At 38.5% G+C, this 17,700-nt stretch carries 14 protein-coding genes; all 14 read left to right on the plus strand.

The genetic code is table 11. The features are described 5' to 3' along the window. Positions 1–387 precede the first annotated feature (387 nt). The 14 genes from RT445_RS17575 (at position 388) to smc (ending at position 17,591) form a co-directional block, all read left to right on the plus strand. Positions 388–1,593 (plus strand): diguanylate cyclase, encoded by a 1,206-nt coding sequence (locus RT445_RS17575; protein WP_312505145.1) that lies wholly within the window; start codon positions 388–390, stop codon positions 1,591–1,593. Between the two features lie 108 nt (positions 1,594–1,701). Next, positions 1,702–2,061 (plus strand): Asp23/Gls24 family envelope stress response protein, encoded by a 360-nt coding sequence (locus tag RT445_RS17580; RefSeq protein ID WP_004269431.1) that lies wholly within the window; start codon positions 1,702–1,704, stop codon positions 2,059–2,061. Between the two features lie 18 nt (positions 2,062–2,079). Then, positions 2,080–3,729 carry a DAK2 domain-containing protein gene (locus RT445_RS17585; RefSeq protein WP_274795929.1) on the plus strand — a complete coding sequence of 550 codons (1,650 nt, stop codon included), beginning with the start codon at positions 2,080–2,082 and terminating at the stop codon, positions 3,727–3,729. Between the two features lie 351 nt (positions 3,730–4,080). Beyond that, positions 4,081–4,743, plus strand: coding sequence for an L-serine ammonia-lyase, iron-sulfur-dependent subunit beta (sdaAB, locus tag RT445_RS17590; protein WP_312505149.1), 663 nt, complete (start codon positions 4,081–4,083; stop codon positions 4,741–4,743). A 14-nt stretch (positions 4,744–4,757) separates the two neighbouring features. Continuing rightward, complete coding sequence (sdaAA, locus tag RT445_RS17595; protein WP_274795931.1) at positions 4,758–5,666, plus strand: L-serine ammonia-lyase, iron-sulfur-dependent, subunit alpha; 909 nt, start codon at positions 4,758–4,760, stop codon at positions 5,664–5,666. A gap of 183 nt (positions 5,667–5,849) precedes the next feature. Continuing rightward, positions 5,850–7,007 (plus strand): M20 metallopeptidase family protein, encoded by a 1,158-nt coding sequence (locus RT445_RS17600; RefSeq protein ID WP_274795932.1) that lies wholly within the window; start codon positions 5,850–5,852, stop codon positions 7,005–7,007. Positions 7,008–7,131: 124 nt separating this feature from the next. Beyond that, positions 7,132–9,210, plus strand: a complete 2,079-nt coding sequence (gene recG / locus RT445_RS17605; protein ID WP_313471102.1) for an ATP-dependent DNA helicase RecG — start codon at positions 7,132–7,134, stop codon at positions 9,208–9,210. Between the two features lie 130 nt (positions 9,211–9,340). Beyond that, a complete protein-coding gene (fapR, locus tag RT445_RS17610; RefSeq protein WP_274797277.1) occupies positions 9,341–9,913 on the plus strand; it encodes a transcription factor FapR in 573 nt (190 codons plus the stop codon). A 2-nt stretch (positions 9,914–9,915) separates the two neighbouring features. Beyond that, the gene (plsX, locus tag RT445_RS17615; protein ID WP_274795934.1) at positions 9,916–10,908 is read left to right on the plus strand and encodes a phosphate acyltransferase PlsX; all 993 of its coding nucleotides are present in this window, start codon (positions 9,916–9,918) and stop codon (positions 10,906–10,908) included. 18 nt (positions 10,909–10,926) lie between these two features. Beyond that, positions 10,927–11,880: an ACP S-malonyltransferase gene (gene fabD / locus RT445_RS17620; protein WP_313471106.1), complete on the plus strand. Its 954-nt coding sequence runs from the start codon at positions 10,927–10,929 to the stop codon at positions 11,878–11,880. Beyond that, positions 11,873–12,619 carry a 3-oxoacyl-[acyl-carrier-protein] reductase gene (gene fabG, locus RT445_RS17625; RefSeq protein ID WP_312505156.1) on the plus strand — a complete coding sequence of 249 codons (747 nt, stop codon included), beginning with the start codon at positions 11,873–11,875 and terminating at the stop codon, positions 12,617–12,619. Before fabD ends, fabG begins: the two co-directional genes overlap by 8 nt. A 58-nt stretch (positions 12,620–12,677) precedes the next feature. Beyond that, positions 12,678–12,914, plus strand: coding sequence for an acyl carrier protein (acpP, locus tag RT445_RS17630; RefSeq protein WP_274795937.1), 237 nt, complete (start codon positions 12,678–12,680; stop codon positions 12,912–12,914). A gap of 327 nt (positions 12,915–13,241) precedes the next feature. Then, entirely contained in the window at positions 13,242–14,006 is a 765-nt protein-coding gene (gene rnc, locus RT445_RS17635; RefSeq protein ID WP_274795938.1) for a ribonuclease III, read from the plus strand. A gap of 3 nt (positions 14,007–14,009) precedes the next feature. Further along, complete coding sequence (smc, locus tag RT445_RS17640) at positions 14,010–17,591, plus strand: chromosome segregation protein SMC (protein WP_312505159.1); 3,582 nt, start codon at positions 14,010–14,012, stop codon at positions 17,589–17,591. Positions 17,592–17,700: the final 109 nt, after the last annotated feature.

The following is a 17,700-nucleotide window of genomic DNA, read 5'->3' on the forward strand; positions in this document are numbered from 1 at the left end:
ATGCACACCAAAAAACAGAACGATTACATGTAGATAGTGCTTTTAAAGAAATGCCCGTTATGATCGACACACTTATAAAAAGCCTTTTTAGATAGATAAATTTTTTAACATGAATATGAATACAATGGTAAAAGTTGATGCTGTAACAGTATCAACTTTTTTATTGTATAAAAGCTTCTGTAATTGAATGATGCATATTAATCTCGCATTTACTAAGATTCATTCCTTTTGATTAGCTCGTAGCCTCACAACAATATTAGTGTTTAGGGGTGCAAGTAAAGTACTATTCTTTAAATAAACAAAATAATTTCATTTTACTTGTATTTTTCATTATTTAGACGATACATATAGGAAAATATAAATATCTGGACACTAGGAGCGAGCATTATGGGAAATCAAGAAAAGATAGCTTTTTCTATTCGCAAAGAAATGGTTCAGTCAAATTTAAAAGGGATGAGGGCGGTAGCGTGGACTCTTATGTATGTATCATTCATTATCACCCTTATTCATTACGGAGAAATCTTTTTTGATAAAACTGAAAGAGCTATGGTCCCTATTTATATTGCCATTCATACCCTCATGTTTTATATAGATGTAGCAGTATTGCTGTTTGTCAGGGAGAAACGAATGACTATTAATTCTTTCAACATTCAAAAGTATGAACATCTAATTGTTGTTTATATTTACACGGTTATCCTATTGATTACTGTTATTTCAGTGATGGATGTTTACTTTTTCCATCACGCAGCTTTATATGAGGTGATTTTAATCATCGTTTGTACTGTTTTTGCATTACCATTACGAAAAATTATCTGGATTATCTTGCTGACAGCACCAGCAATTATAGCCAGTACGTATATGAGTGTTGGGGTATCCAGTGAAAATATTAAAATCATATTACCTATGTCACTTTTAATACCTGTTGGTATCATGATTCAATATCAGACTTACAAGGTTCGAAAGCAATTCAATACACAGCATATTTTATTGGATGAAGAAATGACTAAAACAAAACAATTATCAGAGTTGCTAGCTGCCAAAAATAATGAGTTAAAGGAGCAAGCCTTAAGAGATACCTTAACGAATCTACCAAATCGACGTGCATTTAATATTAAATTGACTAAAATAGGTCATCAGCTTCATAAAACGCAATCCTTAACAGTTATGATGATAGATATTGATTGCTTTAAAAAATTTAACGATTACTATGGGCATTTGAAGGGTGACGAAGCAATCGCCAAAGTAGCATCTATTTTAGAAGAAGTTGCAGAGAAGTATAATGCCTTTGTTGCGCGTTGGGGAGGCGAAGAGTTTGTCATGATCAGTCAGCATACGGAAAAGTTTGCTGAGCCTTTATGTGAAGAAATTTTAGAGGAAGTACGTTACTTAAAAATTCCACATGAACAATCGGATGTTGATGAATATGTGACGGTTAGTATCGGGATGTGTCATGCTAAAATTACAACAAATGAGCATCTACAGACATGTTGTGAATTAGCTGACCAAGCATTATATAGAGCAAAGCAAAACGGAAGAAATAACTATTATCGGAAAAAGGCAATTTTTGATGAAAAAGCAATTGCGTCTATTTAAAGTCAGAGAACGTTGCTACCAAGCCATTCAATACCCCCTTAGGTTGCTTAAATTATAACGAAAGTGTTACAATATAGTTTAGTCAAAAAGAGCCAAGGGGGCATTTCTATGTCAATTGAATTAAACAATGAATTCGGCCAAATTGATATTTCAACAGATGTACTTGCACAAATTGCTGGTGGCGCTGCTGTAGAATGCTACGGTATTGTTGGCATGGCATCTAAACATCAAATTCGTGATGGTCTAACTGATATTTTACGTAAAGAAAACTTCGCAAAAGGTGTTGTTATTCGACAACAGGACGACGATTTACATATAGATATGTACATTATTGTTAGTTACGGGACAAAAATTTCGGAAGTGGCTTACCAAGTACAATCGAAAGTGAAATATACAGTAGATAAAACATTAGGTATGAGCGTAAAATCTGTCAATATCTTTGTACAGGGCGTTCGTGTAGCGAATTAAGAGGAGGAACTAAATCGAATGCAGTCTTTAGACGGTATAAAGTTTGCTGAAATGGTACAAATGGGTGCGCATCACCTTTACCAAAATGCAAATTATGTAGATTCATTAAATGTTTTCCCAGTACCAGATGGTGACACAGGGACAAATATGAACTTATCGATGACATCTGGCGCAAAAGAAACAGAACATGCAGCTTCAGAGCATATTGGTAAAACAGCACAGGCGCTATCAAAAGGGTTATTAATGGGTGCCCGTGGAAATTCAGGTGTTATTCTATCTCAATTATTCCGTGGATTTGGGAAATTTATTGAAAAAGAAGCAACTATAGACGCAAAGGGTTTTGCTGGAGCTTTTCAAGCAGGAGTAGACACAGCATATAAAGCTGTTATGAAACCTGTAGAAGGAACTATTTTAACTGTTGCACGTGAAGCGGCAAAAAAAGGTGTTGAAGTGGCAGAAACTGAAACCGATATCATTGCCGTAATGGAAGCTTTTACAGCAGAAGCAAAGGCATCATTAGATCGCACACCTGAATTACTACCTGTTTTAAAAGAGGTCGGTGTAGTGGATAGCGGTGGCCAAGGCTTGCTATTTGTCTATGAAGGGTTTTTAGCTTCCTTGAAGGGTGAGCCTCTTCCGGAGAAGAACGATGCAACGCTAGATGATTTAATCAACGCCGAGCATCATAGAGCTCAAGATTTCATGAACACCGAAGATATTGAATTTGGCTATTGTACAGAAATCATGGTGCGTTTAGAAGATGGGAAAGAACCTTTTAATGAAGAGCAATTCCGTAATGAATTAAATCCTTTAGGTGACTCATTACTCGTTATTTCTGATGAAGAAATTGCGAAGGTCCATATCCATTCTGAGCAACCGGGTTCAGTTCTATCAATTGGACAAAAATACGGTAGTCTTATAAAAATAAAAGTTGATAATATGCGCGAGCAGCATTCAGCTATTGTTGGTGAGGAGCATAAAGCACCAACGACTGCAAAAAAAGTAGATAAACATCCATATGCCATTGTAACGATTGCTATGGGTGAGGGTGTTGCGGATTTATTGCGCTCTATCGGTGCTTCCTATGTCATCGAAGGTGGTCAAACAATGAATCCTTCAACTGAAGATATCGTCAAAGCTGTACAAGAAATCGGTGCAGAAAAAGTATTAATCTTACCTAATAATAAAAATATAGTGATGGCAGCAGAGCAAGCAGTTGAGCTATTAGATATAGATGCTGCAGTTGTTCCTACGAAGACAATTCCTCAAGGGATGGCGGCTATTTTAGCATTTAACCCAGAAGCGGCTGTTGATGCAAATAAAAAGACAATGACGGAAGCTTTTGCGAACGTTAAGACTGGCCAAGTAACTTATGCAGTTCGTGATACGTCTATCGATGGTGTTGAAATCCACAAAGATGATTTCATGGCATTAGCAGAAGGGAAAATTGTCCTTTCTACACCAGCATTAAAGGATGCGGCTGAAAAAGTAATCACTGATTTAGTCGATGAGGATGCTGAAATTGTCACAGTAATCTATGGTGAGGATACAACCGAAGAAGCTGCTTCTGAGCTAGTATCTTTCATCGAAGAGAACTATCCAGATGTAGAAGTTGAATTATTTGATGGAAAACAAGGATTATATCCATATATTATTTCAGTAGAATAATTACACGCTACTTTGCTAAATCGTAAAGAAAGCAGTGCACAAAACGTGTACTGCTTTTGTTTATGCTACAAAGAGAATGGAGTATAAAATTAATTAAAAACGTACTAACTATGGATAGTTCACTGTACGCATCCACAGGATATAAAATATGGAAATGTTGGGATACCAACTGTTTGATTGATGTGTATCTATGGTACGGACAAAAAAGTGGCCTAATAATTGGCTATAAATTATAGTAGTGGTAATTTTCTGATAGTTGATAAATTAAATGCTTTACTTTTATAGTAATTATCAAGCATGATATAAGTAAAAATAAATATTATTATATAAATAGAATAGAGGGGTGTTTGTATGAAGTTTACTTCAGTATTTGATATTATTGGACCAGTAATGATTGGGCCTTCCTCCTCTCATACGGCAGGTGCAGCTCGCATCGGGCGTGTTGCAAGAGATTTATTTGGTAGACAACCGAAATGGGCGAAAATTCATTTATATGGATCATTTGCAGAAACGTATAGAGGGCACGGTACAGATGTTGCAATAGTGGGAGGCTTGTTAAATTACGATACATTTGATGATCGTATTAAAACGGCGTTTGAAGATGCGAAAAAAGCAGGTTTAGAATATGAATTTATTCCAGAAACGGCTAATACAGAACATCCGAATACGGCACGACTTGTCATTGGAGACGATGATGGAGAAATGTCTGTTGTCGGAATTTCTATTGGTGGCGGTAAAATAGAAGTTAGTGAAGTTAATGGCTTTAAGCTTCGTTTGACAGGTGGTATGCCTGCTATTCTTGTTGTACATGATGACCGTGCTGGCTGTATCGCCAATGTAGCAAATTGTTTAGCTATGCATGAAGTCAATATTGGGCATATGGAGGTTTCACGAATAGAGCGTGGTTTAACGGCTCTAATGGTGATAGAAGTTGACCAAAACATTGAGGATAAAGTGCTACAGCAAATATCCCTAATTCCATATATTACAAAAGTATCTAAGATTAATAACTAAGGAGGTGTCCCATAATGGACGTTTTATTTCATAATGTTCGTGAGCTTGTGGAACGAGCAGAGCAAGAAGGAAAATTAATATCAGAAATTATGATTGAACAGGAAATTTTAATAACTGGTAGAACTCGAGAAGAAATCATCCAACAGATGGATCGAAATCTAACAGTTATGGAAGAAGCAATTGAACGCGGATTACAAGGTGTGCAATCAGTAACAGGTTTAACTGGTGGGGACGCCGTATTGCTGCAAAATTATATTGCGGAAGGGAAATCACTATCAGGTGATTTATTATTAGACGCAGTAAGTAAAGCGGTTGCAACAAATGAAGTGAATGCCGCAATGGGAACAATATGTGCTACACCGACTGCAGGATCTGCTGGTGTGGTACCAGGGACACTTTTTGCAGTGAAAAATAAACTCAATCCTACACGTGAGCAAATGATTCGTTATTTATTTACGTCTGGAGCTTTTGGTTTTGTTGTGGCGAACAATGCTTCCATTTCAGGTGCTGCTGGAGGCTGCCAAGCTGAGGTGGGTTCAGCTGCTGGTATGGCTGCTGCTGCCATTGTTGAAATGGCTGGAGGTACACCGCAACAATGTGCGGAAGCGTTTGCTATTACGTTAAAAAATATGTTGGGACTTGTTTGTGATCCAGTAGCAGGTCTAGTTGAAGTACCGTGTGTAAAACGAAATGCTATGGGTGCCTCTAATTCACTTGTAGCAGCAGATATGGCACTTGCAGGAGTAACAAGCCGCATCCCATGTGATGAAGTAATTGGTGCTATGTATCGTATTGGACAATCGATGAGTCCAAACCTTAAAGAGACGGCACGAGGCGGTCTTGCAGCAACACCAACAGGTAAGGCGATAAGTAAAGCTATTCTTGAAAATGGTGGTTTACAAAGTATTAAAGCTCTTCAATAAACTAGAGAAACATGCTATCTAAAAAGATAGCATGTTTTTATGTTGCCTTTATTATGAATGATTTTAGTATAATTAAATATACGTAATTTGGATGTGTCATAGGGTACACATGATGTTAAATATTTTCCTACCAGCTGAATTCCTTAGTAGGGACTCTTAAGGTAATTTAAAGGAGTTTTTTTAGTGGAAATAACTAATTTACAATCTTTAACAGAGCAAGCAATTGAAGATCGACGTTATCTTCATCAAAATCCAGAGCTGTCTGGTCAGGAATTTGAAACAAGTCAATTTATACGCAAAAGATTAGAGCATCTTCAAATAGAAATAGTAGAATTTGCTCCTCCTAGTGTAGTGGCTATGATTAAAGGGACAAAAGGTACGAAGACAATTGCCTTACGAGCAGATATCGATGCATTGCCAATAGTTGAAGAGGGTGAAAAGCCATATATCTCTCAAAAGCCGGGTGTGGCACATATGTGTGGACATGATGGCCATACCGCTATTTTATTAGCAGTTGCAGAATGGATCGCCATGAATAAGGAAAAATGTGAGCCAAACATTATGCTTATTTTTCAATCGGCAGAGGAAATTACACCAAGTGGAGCAGATCAGTTAATTCAAAATGGTGTTCTTGATGGTGTCGATGCTATTTATGGTCTTCATTTATGGCAAGGCTTAGAGAAGGGGAAAATAGGACTAACACATGGACCTATGATGGCCTCGGTCGATGATTTTGAAATTGAAATTCAAGGTCGTGGAGGACATGGATCAATGCCACATGAAACGATTGATCCGATATACATTGCAAGCCATTTAATGCAATCCTTTCAAAGTATTATTAGTCGAAATTTAAATCCTGTTGAGGCAGGCGTTATTACTGTAGGTAGTATTCAAGCGGGAACAACGTATAATATTATTCCAGATACTGCGAAATTAATAGGGACGATTAGGGCATTAACACCGGAAACAGTAAATACTATTCAATTGAAGATGGCAAGTGTAACAAAAGGTATTTGCCAGGCATTTGGAGCAGAAGGACACATTAATTTTATTATAGGTACCCCACCACTTATTAATGATCAACACCATTCTCAAATTGTAGAATCTGTCGTTCGTGAACAATTTGGTGAGGATGTATTTGAGCTAGTAGAACCTGTAATGGGTGGAGAAGATTTTTCTTATTATTTAAAACATAAGCCTGGTGCATTCGTTTTTGTAGGGATGGGTGGTGAAAAAAGCCAATATCCACATCATCATCCAAGATTCGACTTAGATGAAGATGTATTCCCTGACGCCATTAAACTTTTTATTGGTATCATTATGCAATACAAATGTTTATGAACATATCCATGCATAACCCTATCATCCTTTGGTAGGGTTTTTGCTTCTCATGATTACGATAAGGAGTAAACAATGAAATTATGGTAAATTAGATATAGACATGTTTGGTTACATACACAAAAGGATGAAGAATCAAAGAAGGGAGTTGTGGGATAGGATGACTGAATTATCTAGTTCCGTCACAGAATTAAAAGGCATCGGGAAAGAAACGGCAGCACATCTTGAATCATTAGGCATTGATACAATTGCTGATTTATTATGGACGTTCCCACATCGACATGAGGATTTTCGTCTAAAAGATTTAGCGCAAACACCACATAACGAACGTGTTACAGTGGAATGTAAGGTAGAACGAGAGCCTACGATTCTATTTTTAGGTCGCAATAAATCAAGACTTCAGGTCACGGTTTTAGCAGGCCGTCACTTAGTGAAAGTCGTATTTTTTAATCAGGGCTATTTAAAGCAAAAACTAGTACCGGGCTCCATTATTACAGTGACTGGCAAATGGGATCGTGGTAGACAAGTAATCAATGGGACATCTGTCACATTTGGCCCTAAAACAGATCAAGTTGACTTTGAACCTGTCTATAGTCTTAAAGGTTTAATACCACAAAAAAGATTTAGAAAATATATGCGACAAGTGTTAGATGACTTTGGTGCAGAGCTACCAGATGCAATTCCGCATTATTTACAAGAATCCTATAAGCTTGTTCCAATACGCGAGGGCTTAGAAGGTATTCATTTTCCACTTGATGCTGATCATGCCAAGCAAGCAAGAAGACGCTTTGCCTATGAAGAACTATTAAACTTCCAATTGCGTATTCAAGCATTACGTAAAATACGGAAAGAAAGCGAACATGGTACAATCATTCAATTCGATGTACACAGGCTACGCGAATTTATTGCCTCTTTACCATATGAATTAACAAATGCTCAAAAACGTGTTGTCAATGAAATTTGTAAAGATTTGAAAGAACCGCATCGAATGAATCGCTTGCTGCAAGGGGACGTAGGTTCAGGAAAAACAGTTGTTGCAGCAATAGGATTGTATGCAGCCGTAACAGCAGGCTTTCAAGGAGCATTAATGGCACCGACAGAAATTTTAGCAGAACAACACTTGGAGAACCTGAAAGTATGGTTTGAACCTTTTGGGGTTCGTGTTGCCTTATTATCTGGATCGACTAAAGCAAAGGAGCGACGTAGCATTTTAGAGGATTTGGCAAATGGCAATCTTGACATTGTCATTGGTACACATGCTTTGATCCAACCGGATGTTGTTTTTCAAAAGTTAGGCTTTGTTATCACGGATGAACAGCATCGCTTTGGTGTAGAGCAACGTCGTATTTTACGTGATAAGGGGGAAAATCCAGATGTCCTTTTTATGACAGCGACACCGATACCAAGAACGCTTGCCATTACCGCATTTGGGGAAATGGATGTATCTATGATCGATGAAATGCCAGCAGGACGAAAGCAAATTGAAACCCATTGGATGAAGAAAGAGCAATTTGGCTCTGTTATGTCAAAGCTAGAACTGGAGCTAGCGGCTGGAAGACAAGCCTATGCTATTTGTCCACTTATTGAAGAATCCGATAAACTTGATGTGCAAAATGCTGTGGAAATTTACGAGCAACTGGCGACATATTTTAAAGATCGTTTCCAGGTTGGTTTAATGCACGGACGTTTATCAGCAGATGAGAAAGATGCTGTTATGCGTGCTTTTAGTGAAGGGTCTATTCAGGTTTTAGTTTCGACAACAGTTGTTGAAGTAGGGGTTAATGTACCAAATGCTACCTTTATGATTGTCTATGATGCTGAACGCTTTGGATTGGCACAGCTGCATCAGCTCCGTGGACGTGTTGGGCGAGGAGAGCATCAATCATACTGTATTTTACTGGCTGATCCAAAGTCTGATGAGGGGAAAGAGAGAATGCAATCAATGACGGAAACGAATGATGGTTTCCGATTAGCTGAAAAAGATTTAGAATTGAGAGGACCAGGAGATTTCTTTGGACGTAAGCAAAGTGGTTTACCAGATTTTAAAGTAGCGGATTTAGTACATGATTATCGTATTCTTGAGACCGCTAGAAAGGATGCAACAGAGATGCTTGACACAGAAGCGTTTTGGCATGATGACATTTATCAAAATTTACGTAAAATGTTAGAAGAATCTGGTGTTCTACAAGGTGAGCGCTTCGATTAAGTTAAAAGCTTGTTTGAGCGGGGAGAATGCAAGACTTGAATGCAAAACAAGTCTTGCATTCTTTTTTTATACTCTATATACTGATATTAGTACCAAGTGCTAATAACAACTCAAAAGGTGGCGAATGATGTTGAGACGAACGAAAAAAGAGCGACAGCGACTACTATCTGAAACGATAGCTGAAAATCCATTCGTCACAGATGAACAGCTAGCAACACAGTTTCAGGTAAGTGTCCAAACAATTCGTTTAGATCGTATGGAATTATCCATACCAGAATTACGAGAACGAATTAAAGACGTTGCTGCAAAAAACTATGAAAACGAAGTAAAATCTCTACCGATTGATGAGGTCATCGGAGAAATTGTAGATATTGAATTGGATAATCGAGCACTATCGATTTTTGATGTGCAAGAAGAGCATGTTTTTCAGCGTAATGGCATCGCGCGTGGCCATCATTTGTTTGCACAAGCAAACTCATTAGCGGTTGCAGTAATTGATGACGAACTAGCATTAACCGTACATTCCAATATTACGTTTGTGAAACCTGTACGAGCTGGAAATCGTGTTATTACAAAGGCGATTGTTATCGGTCGAGATAATCAAAATAATCGGACAAAAGTCGAGGTAACATCTACCGTTAATGGTGAAACCGTTTTTGTTGGTGAATTTGATATGTACCGCACGAAAGGTAAAGGTGAGTAACAATGAAATTAGCGCTTGATGGAATGGGTGGAGACAACGCACCAAAATCAGTTGTGGAAGGTGCACTCTTAGCTTTAGAACAAATTCCGAACTTAGAAATTCAATTGTATGGTCAACAAGATAAGCTTGAACCATTTTTAAAGCAACATGATCGCTTGACGATTGTGCATTGTGAGGAAGTAGTGGAAGGAACTGACGATCCTGCACGCGCTGTTCGTAGAAAAAAGGATTCTTCAATGGCTCGTATGATGGACGCAGTAGAAGAAGGTAGGGCAGATGCTTGCCTTTCTGCAGGGAATACAGGTGCCCTTATGGCAGGAGGCCTATTTAAAGTAGGTCGTATTGAAGGGATTGCCCGACCAGCCCTAGCTACAACACTACCAACATTGGATGGCAAAGGCTTTTTAATGCTTGACTTAGGGGCAAATGCCGATGCGCGCCCAGAGCATTTAGTGCAATATGCTATTATGGGTGATATTTATGCTAAAAAGGTTGGAGGCTTACAAAAACCACGAATTGGCTTATTAAATATCGGTACCGAGGATAAAAAAGGAAATGAGCTAACAAAAGCAGCCTTCGAATTATTGAAGGAAGCTGATTTGAATTTTATTGGTAATGTTGAAGCACGTGATTTACTTGAAGGAGTAGCAGATGTTGTTGTAACAGATGGCTTTACAGGCAATATGGTGCTGAAGTCGATTGAAGGGACAGCAGGCGCTTTATTTTCTATGTTAAAAGAAGCTTTTATGTCTTCAACAAAAACGAAAATTTCAGCAGCACTCATGAAAAATAATTTACGTGACTTAAAAAATAAAATGGACTATACAGAATATGGTGGTGCAGGATTGTTTGGTTTACAAGCGCCTGTTATCAAAGCACATGGTTCATCTAACGCAAAAGCGATTTTCAGTGCAATCCGTCAAGCAAATACGATGGTAGAGCATACTGTTATTTCGACGATTACTGAGACAGTACGTCACTTAGAAATTGATTAAATAAAGGGGATCATTCAAATGACGAAAATAGCATTTATTTTTCCAGGACAAGGTTCACAAGTAGTAGGAATGGGTCAAGAGTTTGTTGAAAACGCAGCAGAGAGTAAAGCGTTTTACGATCGTGCCGATCAAGCTCTTGAATTTGAATTATCTAAGTTAATGTTAGAAGGTCCAGCAGAAGAATTAACACTAACATATCATGCGCAGCCAGCTCTTCTTACTACAGGTGTAATGGTAGCTGAAAAATTGCGTACAGCAGGCATTCATCCTCACTACGCTGCGGGTCATTCATTAGGTGAATATGGTGCATTGGTTTTAGCAGGCGTTATGTCATTTGATGATGCCGTGTCAATCGTGCACAAACGAGGTCTGTATATGAATGAAGCGGTCCCTGCAGGGCAGGGTGCAATGGCGGCGATTCTAGGGATGGAACTAGAGGCATTAAACGCAGTAACAGAACAGGTTTCAGCTTCAGGTGATGCTGTTCAGGTTGCCAATGTGAATTGTCCAGGACAAATTGTTATTTCGGGTACAAAAGAGGGTGTCGATAAAGCGATTATTGCTGCGAAAGAAGCAGGGGCAAAGAGAGCGATACCATTAGTTGTAAGTGGTCCTTTCCATTCAGAATTAATGCGACCATCCTCAGAGAAACTAAAAGCTGCATTGGCTGAGATTACTTTATCAGCGCCTGAAATTCCTGTCATTGGCAACGTTATGGCGAAGGAATTAAAGGATGTATCAGCTATCCAACAAGAGTTGGTTGAGCAGGTCTATAGTGCTGTTCAATGGGAAGCATCTATGCGTGAGATGATTGCACAAGGAGTGGATGTCTTTATCGAATGCGGACCTGGTAAGGTGTTAAGCGGTCTCTTGAAAAAAATCGACCGCTCTGTTGCAGCATATTGTGTTTATGATGAGGCATCATTAGAAGCAGTTATTGAAGCGTCGAAGGAGTGGTCAATCAATGCGTAAATTAGAAGGAAAAGTAGCTGTTGTAACAGGAGCTTCAAGAGGAATTGGGCGTGCTATTGCTTTAAAGCTTGCTGACGAAGGAGCTAAGGTTGTTGTAAACTATAGTGGCTCACAGGCAAAAGCGGAAGAAGTCGTTGGGATAATCCAAGAAAACGGTGGAGAAGCAATTGCTGTACAAGCAAGCGTTTCAAAGACAGAAGAAGTAACAGCTTTAATGGATGCAGCAGTGAAAACTTTCGGTTCTCTCGATATCTTAGTGAATAATGCTGGTATTACAAGAGATAATTTATTAATGCGTATGAAAGAAGACGAATGGGACGATGTATTAGATACGAACCTTAAAGGTGTTTTCCTTTGTACGAAAGCTGTAACACGTCAAATGATGAAGCAACGTGCAGGTCGCATTATTAATATTTCTTCGATCGTTGGTGTAGCGGGTAATGCTGGTCAAGCGAACTATGTTGCGGCTAAAGCGGGTGTTATTGGATTAACAAAAACGACTGCTAAGGAATTAGCTTCTCGTAATATTTTAGTGAATGCCATTGCACCAGGCTTTATCGAAACAGAAATGACGGAACAACTACCAGAGGATATTAAACAAGGTATGCTGACACAGATTCCACTTGCAAAACTTGGTCAGCCAGAGGATATTGCTAAGGCAGTAGCTTTCCTTGCTTCAGAGGATGCAAACTATATGACAGGGCAAACACTTCACATCGATGGTGGAATGGTCATGTAATTTCAATTAGGCATAAACGCTGATTTTTTGTATAATCATTTGAGGGGAGGTGAATCATTTGTCTACAGTATTAGAACGTGTAACAAAAGTAATCGTGGACCGTTTAGGTGTTGAAGAAAGCGAAGTAACACTTGAAGCTTCTTTCCGTGATGATTTAGGTGCTGACTCATTAGACGTAGTTGAGCTTGTAATGGAGCTTGAAGACGAATTCGATATGGAAATTTCTGATGAAGATGCTGAAAAAATCTCAACAGTAGGTTCTGCAATTTCATACATCGAAAGTAAAATTGGCTAATTTCGTTAGTACTTTATTTAGCGGTGATGTATCCCCTCCAATGGTGTGATGATTATCGAATGATATAAAGTAGAAATTGTTTTTCTGCTATTACTTGATAAGAAGCAGATTCAATTAACGAAGATGTATTTAAAGGGGACAAGATAGATCATTTTTCGATCTATTGATGTCCCTTTTTGCATTTAGAAAATGAATTACGCCAAAGGTTTGCATCAATTTTCGGAAAAATTTCCAAAACATTGTGTTTAAGCCGAAATACTTTTGCATAAATGCCTTGAAAAAGGTACACTAAAACGGTAGAAACTATTAGGAAGGCAGATTTGTTCAATGGCTATGAAAAGAAAAGGAACTATGCAGAAATCTGGCGTACTTCCTGAAAAAGTACGCAACCAATTCGAGCTGTTACAGCATGAATTAAATATCACATTTATTAATAAAAATTTATTGTATCAAGCATTCACGCATTCATCTTATGTGAATGAGCATCGCCGTAAACTATTTACGGATAATGAGCGTCTTGAATTTTTAGGAGACGCAGTACTTGAACTGTCTGTTTCTAAATATCTTTTTGAGAAATACCCAAATATGAGCGAGGGTGAGTTAACAAAGTTAAGAGCATCCATTGTTTGTGAGCCATCACTAGTTATTTTTGCTAATGAGTTAGGCTTTGGACGCTTTGTTTTACTAGGAAAAGGTGAGGAATTAACAGGTGGTCGGGAACGCCCAGCGCTACTTGCAGATGTGTTTGAGTCATTTGTAGGTGCCTTATATTTAGATCAAGATTTACAAACGGTCGTATCATTTTTAGAACGTATCGTGTTCCCAAAAGTAGAAGTCGGTGCTTTTTCGCATGTGATGGATTTTAAAAGTCAATTGCAAGAAATGGTACAGCAAACCAATAATGGACTTCTTCATTATGAGATTATAGATGAAAAAGGGCCGGCACATAATCGTACCTTTGTATCAAGCGTATTATTGAACGGACAAGAGCTTGGTATTGGTCGTGGAAAATCAAAAAAAGAAGCCGAGCAGCAAGCTGCACAATGTGCAATGCGAGTGATGCGTGAAGAAGCTGCAAATGAGGAGGCTTAATAGATGTTCCTTAAACGACTAGAAGTGATTGGCTTTAAATCTTTTGCGGAACGCATTGGAATTGATTTTGTTCCCGGTGTTACAGCGGTTGTTGGACCAAATGGCAGCGGAAAAAGTAATGTCACGGATGCGATTCGTTGGGTTCTTGGGGAGCAATCTGCAAAGTCGTTACGTGGGGCAAAGATGGAAGATGTTATTTTTGCGGGAAGTGACTCTCGTAAGCCACTCAATTTTGCAGAGGTAACTCTTATATTAGATAATACTGACGAGCAACTTGCTTTTTCCTATACAGAAGTCAGTGTAACAAGACGCGTATACCGTTCAGGTGATAGTGAATATTTATTAAATAACCAACAGTGTCGCCTGAAGGATATTACGGACTTGTTTATGGATTCAGGTCTTGGAAAAGAAGCATTTTCAATCATTTCTCAAGGCCGTGTTGATGAAATTTTAAATAGCCGACCCGATGACCGACGTTCCATTTTTGAAGAGGCAGCTGGCGTATTAAAGTATAAAATAAGAAAGAAAAAAGCGGAGCATAAGCTTGTTGAGACAGATGAAAATTTGTATCGGGTATTAGATATTCTCCATGAATTAGACAACCGATTAGAGCCGTTAGAAATGCAGGCATCTAGTGCAAGAGACTATGTACAAATGTCTACTGAGCTAAAAGATTTTGATATTGCCATTCTTGTGCATGATTTTAAAAATTGTGCACAATCTTTGCATGCGCTAAAAGCTGAATTTACCGATTTGACTGCAACAGAGCAAAAACAAGCTCAAGATATTGCTACTATTGATAAACAGACAACCAATATTCGTAAGTTATTAAAAGAACTCGATGATTATTTGGATGCTTCACAGGCTGATCTTGTCAATGCCACAATGGAAGTAGAACGTTGGGATGGTCGTAAAGCACTGATGGCTGAAAAGCGACAAAATGCTTCTAATCAACTGCAGCAGCTGAATACGACATTACAAGAGGCTAAAGAAGAAGTAGAGATATTGCTTGTTCAAGAACAGGAGAAAAAAGAAGTTTTCTCTGACAAACAGCGAGCAGTCACAGTGCTGAAACAAAGCATCAAGCAGTTAGAACAATCTTTAAATCGATCAGTTACGGAAATAGAGCAAGAAATTGAAGAGCAAAAAAATAGATATATTGATTCATTGAATGAAGAAGCAACGATTAAGAACGAATTAAAAAATATCGATCAACAATTAGCTCAGCAAAAGGCAATGGCAGCAAGAATGTCCGATCAAACGGATGAATTTGGACAGGAACTTATGCAAATTGTTGCTGAAAAAAATAAGCTAGTAGCGGAACACACTGCTACAACGAATGACTTGCAAGATAAGCTTGAACAATACGAAACATTACAAATACAGTTAAAAAACGTAAACACAACCTTTACTGAAAAGCAGGACATGCTATATAAAGCTTACCAGCACCAACAGCAATTAAAGGCTAGAAAAGATACTTTAGCAGAGCTTGAAGCGGATTTTTCTGGATTCTTCCAAGGTGTTAAAGAAGTTTTACTTGCTCGAGATAAAGGTGAATTACAAGGTATTGAGGGAGCTGTAGCTGAGTTAATTCAAGTTGATGGTAAATATTCACAAGCTATAGAAACAGCTTTAGGTGCTGCTTCCCAACATATTGTTACGGTCAATGAACGCCATGCACAACAAGCTATCCACTGGCTAAAGCAAAAGAGAGCTGGACGTGCTACCTTCTTACCGAAAACTGTCATGAAATCACGCAAAATTAATCTAGCAACGATCCAACTTGCTATAGAGCACCCAGCTTTTATTCAAATGGCGGATGCGCTCGTTACTTTTAGTGATGATAATCGAACAATTGTTGAAAACCTTTTAGGGAATGTTATTGTAGCGGCCAATCTTGAAGGTGCGAGTCAAATAGCTCGATTATGTGGTTTCCGCTATCGCGTTGTTACACTTGATGGAGATATTGTCAATGCAGGGGGATCATTAACGGGTGGTGCTCTAAAACAACAATCTTCATTGTTTTCAAGAAAAGCCGAGTTAGAGGACTTAATCCTCAAGTTAGAGTCTTTACAAGCTTCTATTTACAGTGCCGAACAGGCAGTTTCAGAAGAAAAAGAGAAGCTTGCCACTCTTCGCGAGCAAGTGGAACAGTTAAAGCTTGACGGAGAGCAGCTACGAAACGATGAAATGCAATTGGCTAGCCGTATTCGTGAGCTAGAGGTTGTTGAAAAAAGCTTATCGGCTAGAGTATCTTTTGCATCAACCGAGACACAGGATGTAAAAACACGAGAAGAAGCTTTATTAACTCAAAAACAAGTAGCTGTGGAGAGGTTAAATGCATTAGCTCTAGAGCTTGTTGAAATCAATGAAACTGTAGAACAATTGAGTAAAGTTAAATTACAAAGTGAGACAGAGAAAGATGTATTACGAGAGCAACTAGCAGAAAAACGCTCCGAATTAGCGGTAATGCAGGAACAAATGTCTCAAGTGCAAATTACAACTGCTGAACTCGCCCTACAATTAAACAAAGCTCAACAAAAAGTCATAAATATTTCTCAGGAAATAATGTGGCTTCAATCTGATGAATCGACAAATCATTTAAGTGATGAAGAGGTTGAAGAACAGGTTGCTACATGGAAAGCAAGAAGAGATGCCTTACAAGAGACTATTTCTCAAAAGAAAGAAGAGAAAGTAGGGCAACAACAAGAACTCTCTGCTTTAGAAGAACAACTGAAGGAAATGCAACGTATACATAAAGGATACCTTGAGGCGATACGTGCAAACGAGTTGAAACGAAATCGTTTAGAATATGAGATGGACAATTTTACAGAACAACTTGAAGAAAACTATCAGTTGACATTCGAAGAGGCAGAAGATGAAGCTCTTGCAATTGAAGATGAAGAGTTTGTGCGACGACGTGTGAAACTGTTAAAAAAATCAATAGAAGAGCTTGGACCTGTTAATATAGGTGCGATTGAGGAATATGAGCGAGTGCTTGAGCGTCATACTTTCTTAACTGAACAAAGAGAAGATTTGCTTGCTGCACAGGAAACATTGCATGAAGCTATCAAAGAAATGGATGAAGAAATGACATTGCGTTTTAGCGAAACGTTCTATGCAATCCGAGAGCAATTCAAACGTGTTTTCCGTGAATTATTTGGTGGCGGGCAAGCAGATTTAGTATTAATTGACCCACAAAATTTATTGGAAACAGGTATTGATATTGTGGCACAGCCTCCAGGTAAAAAACTTCAAAATCTAAGCTTGCTATCTGGTGGTGAACGAGCACTAACAGCAATCGCTCTATTATTCTCTATCTTGAATATACGACCTGTACCGTTTTGTATTCTCGATGAAGTAGAGGCTGCTTTAGACGAGGCAAATGTTGTGCGCTATAGCCAATATTTGAAGAAATTTAGTAACGATACGCAATTCATTGTCATTACCCATCGTAAAGGTACGATGGAGGGAGCCGATGTCCTGTATGGTATTACGATGCAAGAATCGGGTGTGTCGAAACTTGTTTCAGTAAAATTAGAAGATGAACCCGTACTTGCGGAGCAAAGGAGCGAACAAGCATGAGTTTTTTTAAACGATTAAAAGATAAATTAATGGGCAATCCAGCAGAGGAAGAAAAATTAGAAGCAGTTGACAAAGAGCAAGAATATGTTGAATCAGAGGTAGAGGAGTC

It is taken from the genome of Lysinibacillus sp. (genome assembly GCF_032093475.1).
Taxonomy (GTDB): Bacteria; Bacillota; Bacilli; order Bacillales_A; family Planococcaceae; genus Lysinibacillus; species Lysinibacillus irui.

Coding starts and splice junctions, on each gene's coding strand:
- RT445_RS17580 (WP_004269431.1), top strand. CDS start 1,702: ATGTCAATTGAATTAAACAATGAATTCGGCCAAATTGATATTTCAACA.
- RT445_RS17585 (WP_274795929.1), top strand. CDS start 2,080: ATGCAGTCTTTAGACGGTATAAAGTTTGCTGAAATGGTACAAATGGGT.
- plsX (WP_274795934.1), top strand. CDS start 9,916: ATGAAATTAGCGCTTGATGGAATGGGTGGAGACAACGCACCAAAATCA.
- recG (WP_313471102.1), top strand. CDS start 7,132: ATGAAGAATCAAAGAAGGGAGTTGTGGGATAGGATGACTGAATTATCT.
- fabD (WP_313471106.1), top strand. CDS start 10,927: ATGACGAAAATAGCATTTATTTTTCCAGGACAAGGTTCACAAGTAGTA.
- sdaAB (WP_312505149.1), top strand. CDS start 4,081: ATGAAGTTTACTTCAGTATTTGATATTATTGGACCAGTAATGATTGGG.
- smc (WP_312505159.1), top strand. CDS start 14,010: ATGTTCCTTAAACGACTAGAAGTGATTGGCTTTAAATCTTTTGCGGAA.
- fabG (WP_312505156.1), top strand. CDS start 11,873: ATGCGTAAATTAGAAGGAAAAGTAGCTGTTGTAACAGGAGCTTCAAGA.
- rnc (WP_274795938.1), top strand. CDS start 13,242: ATGGCTATGAAAAGAAAAGGAACTATGCAGAAATCTGGCGTACTTCCT.
- RT445_RS17575 (WP_312505145.1), top strand. CDS start 388: ATGGGAAATCAAGAAAAGATAGCTTTTTCTATTCGCAAAGAAATGGTT.
- sdaAA (WP_274795931.1), top strand. CDS start 4,758: ATGGACGTTTTATTTCATAATGTTCGTGAGCTTGTGGAACGAGCAGAG.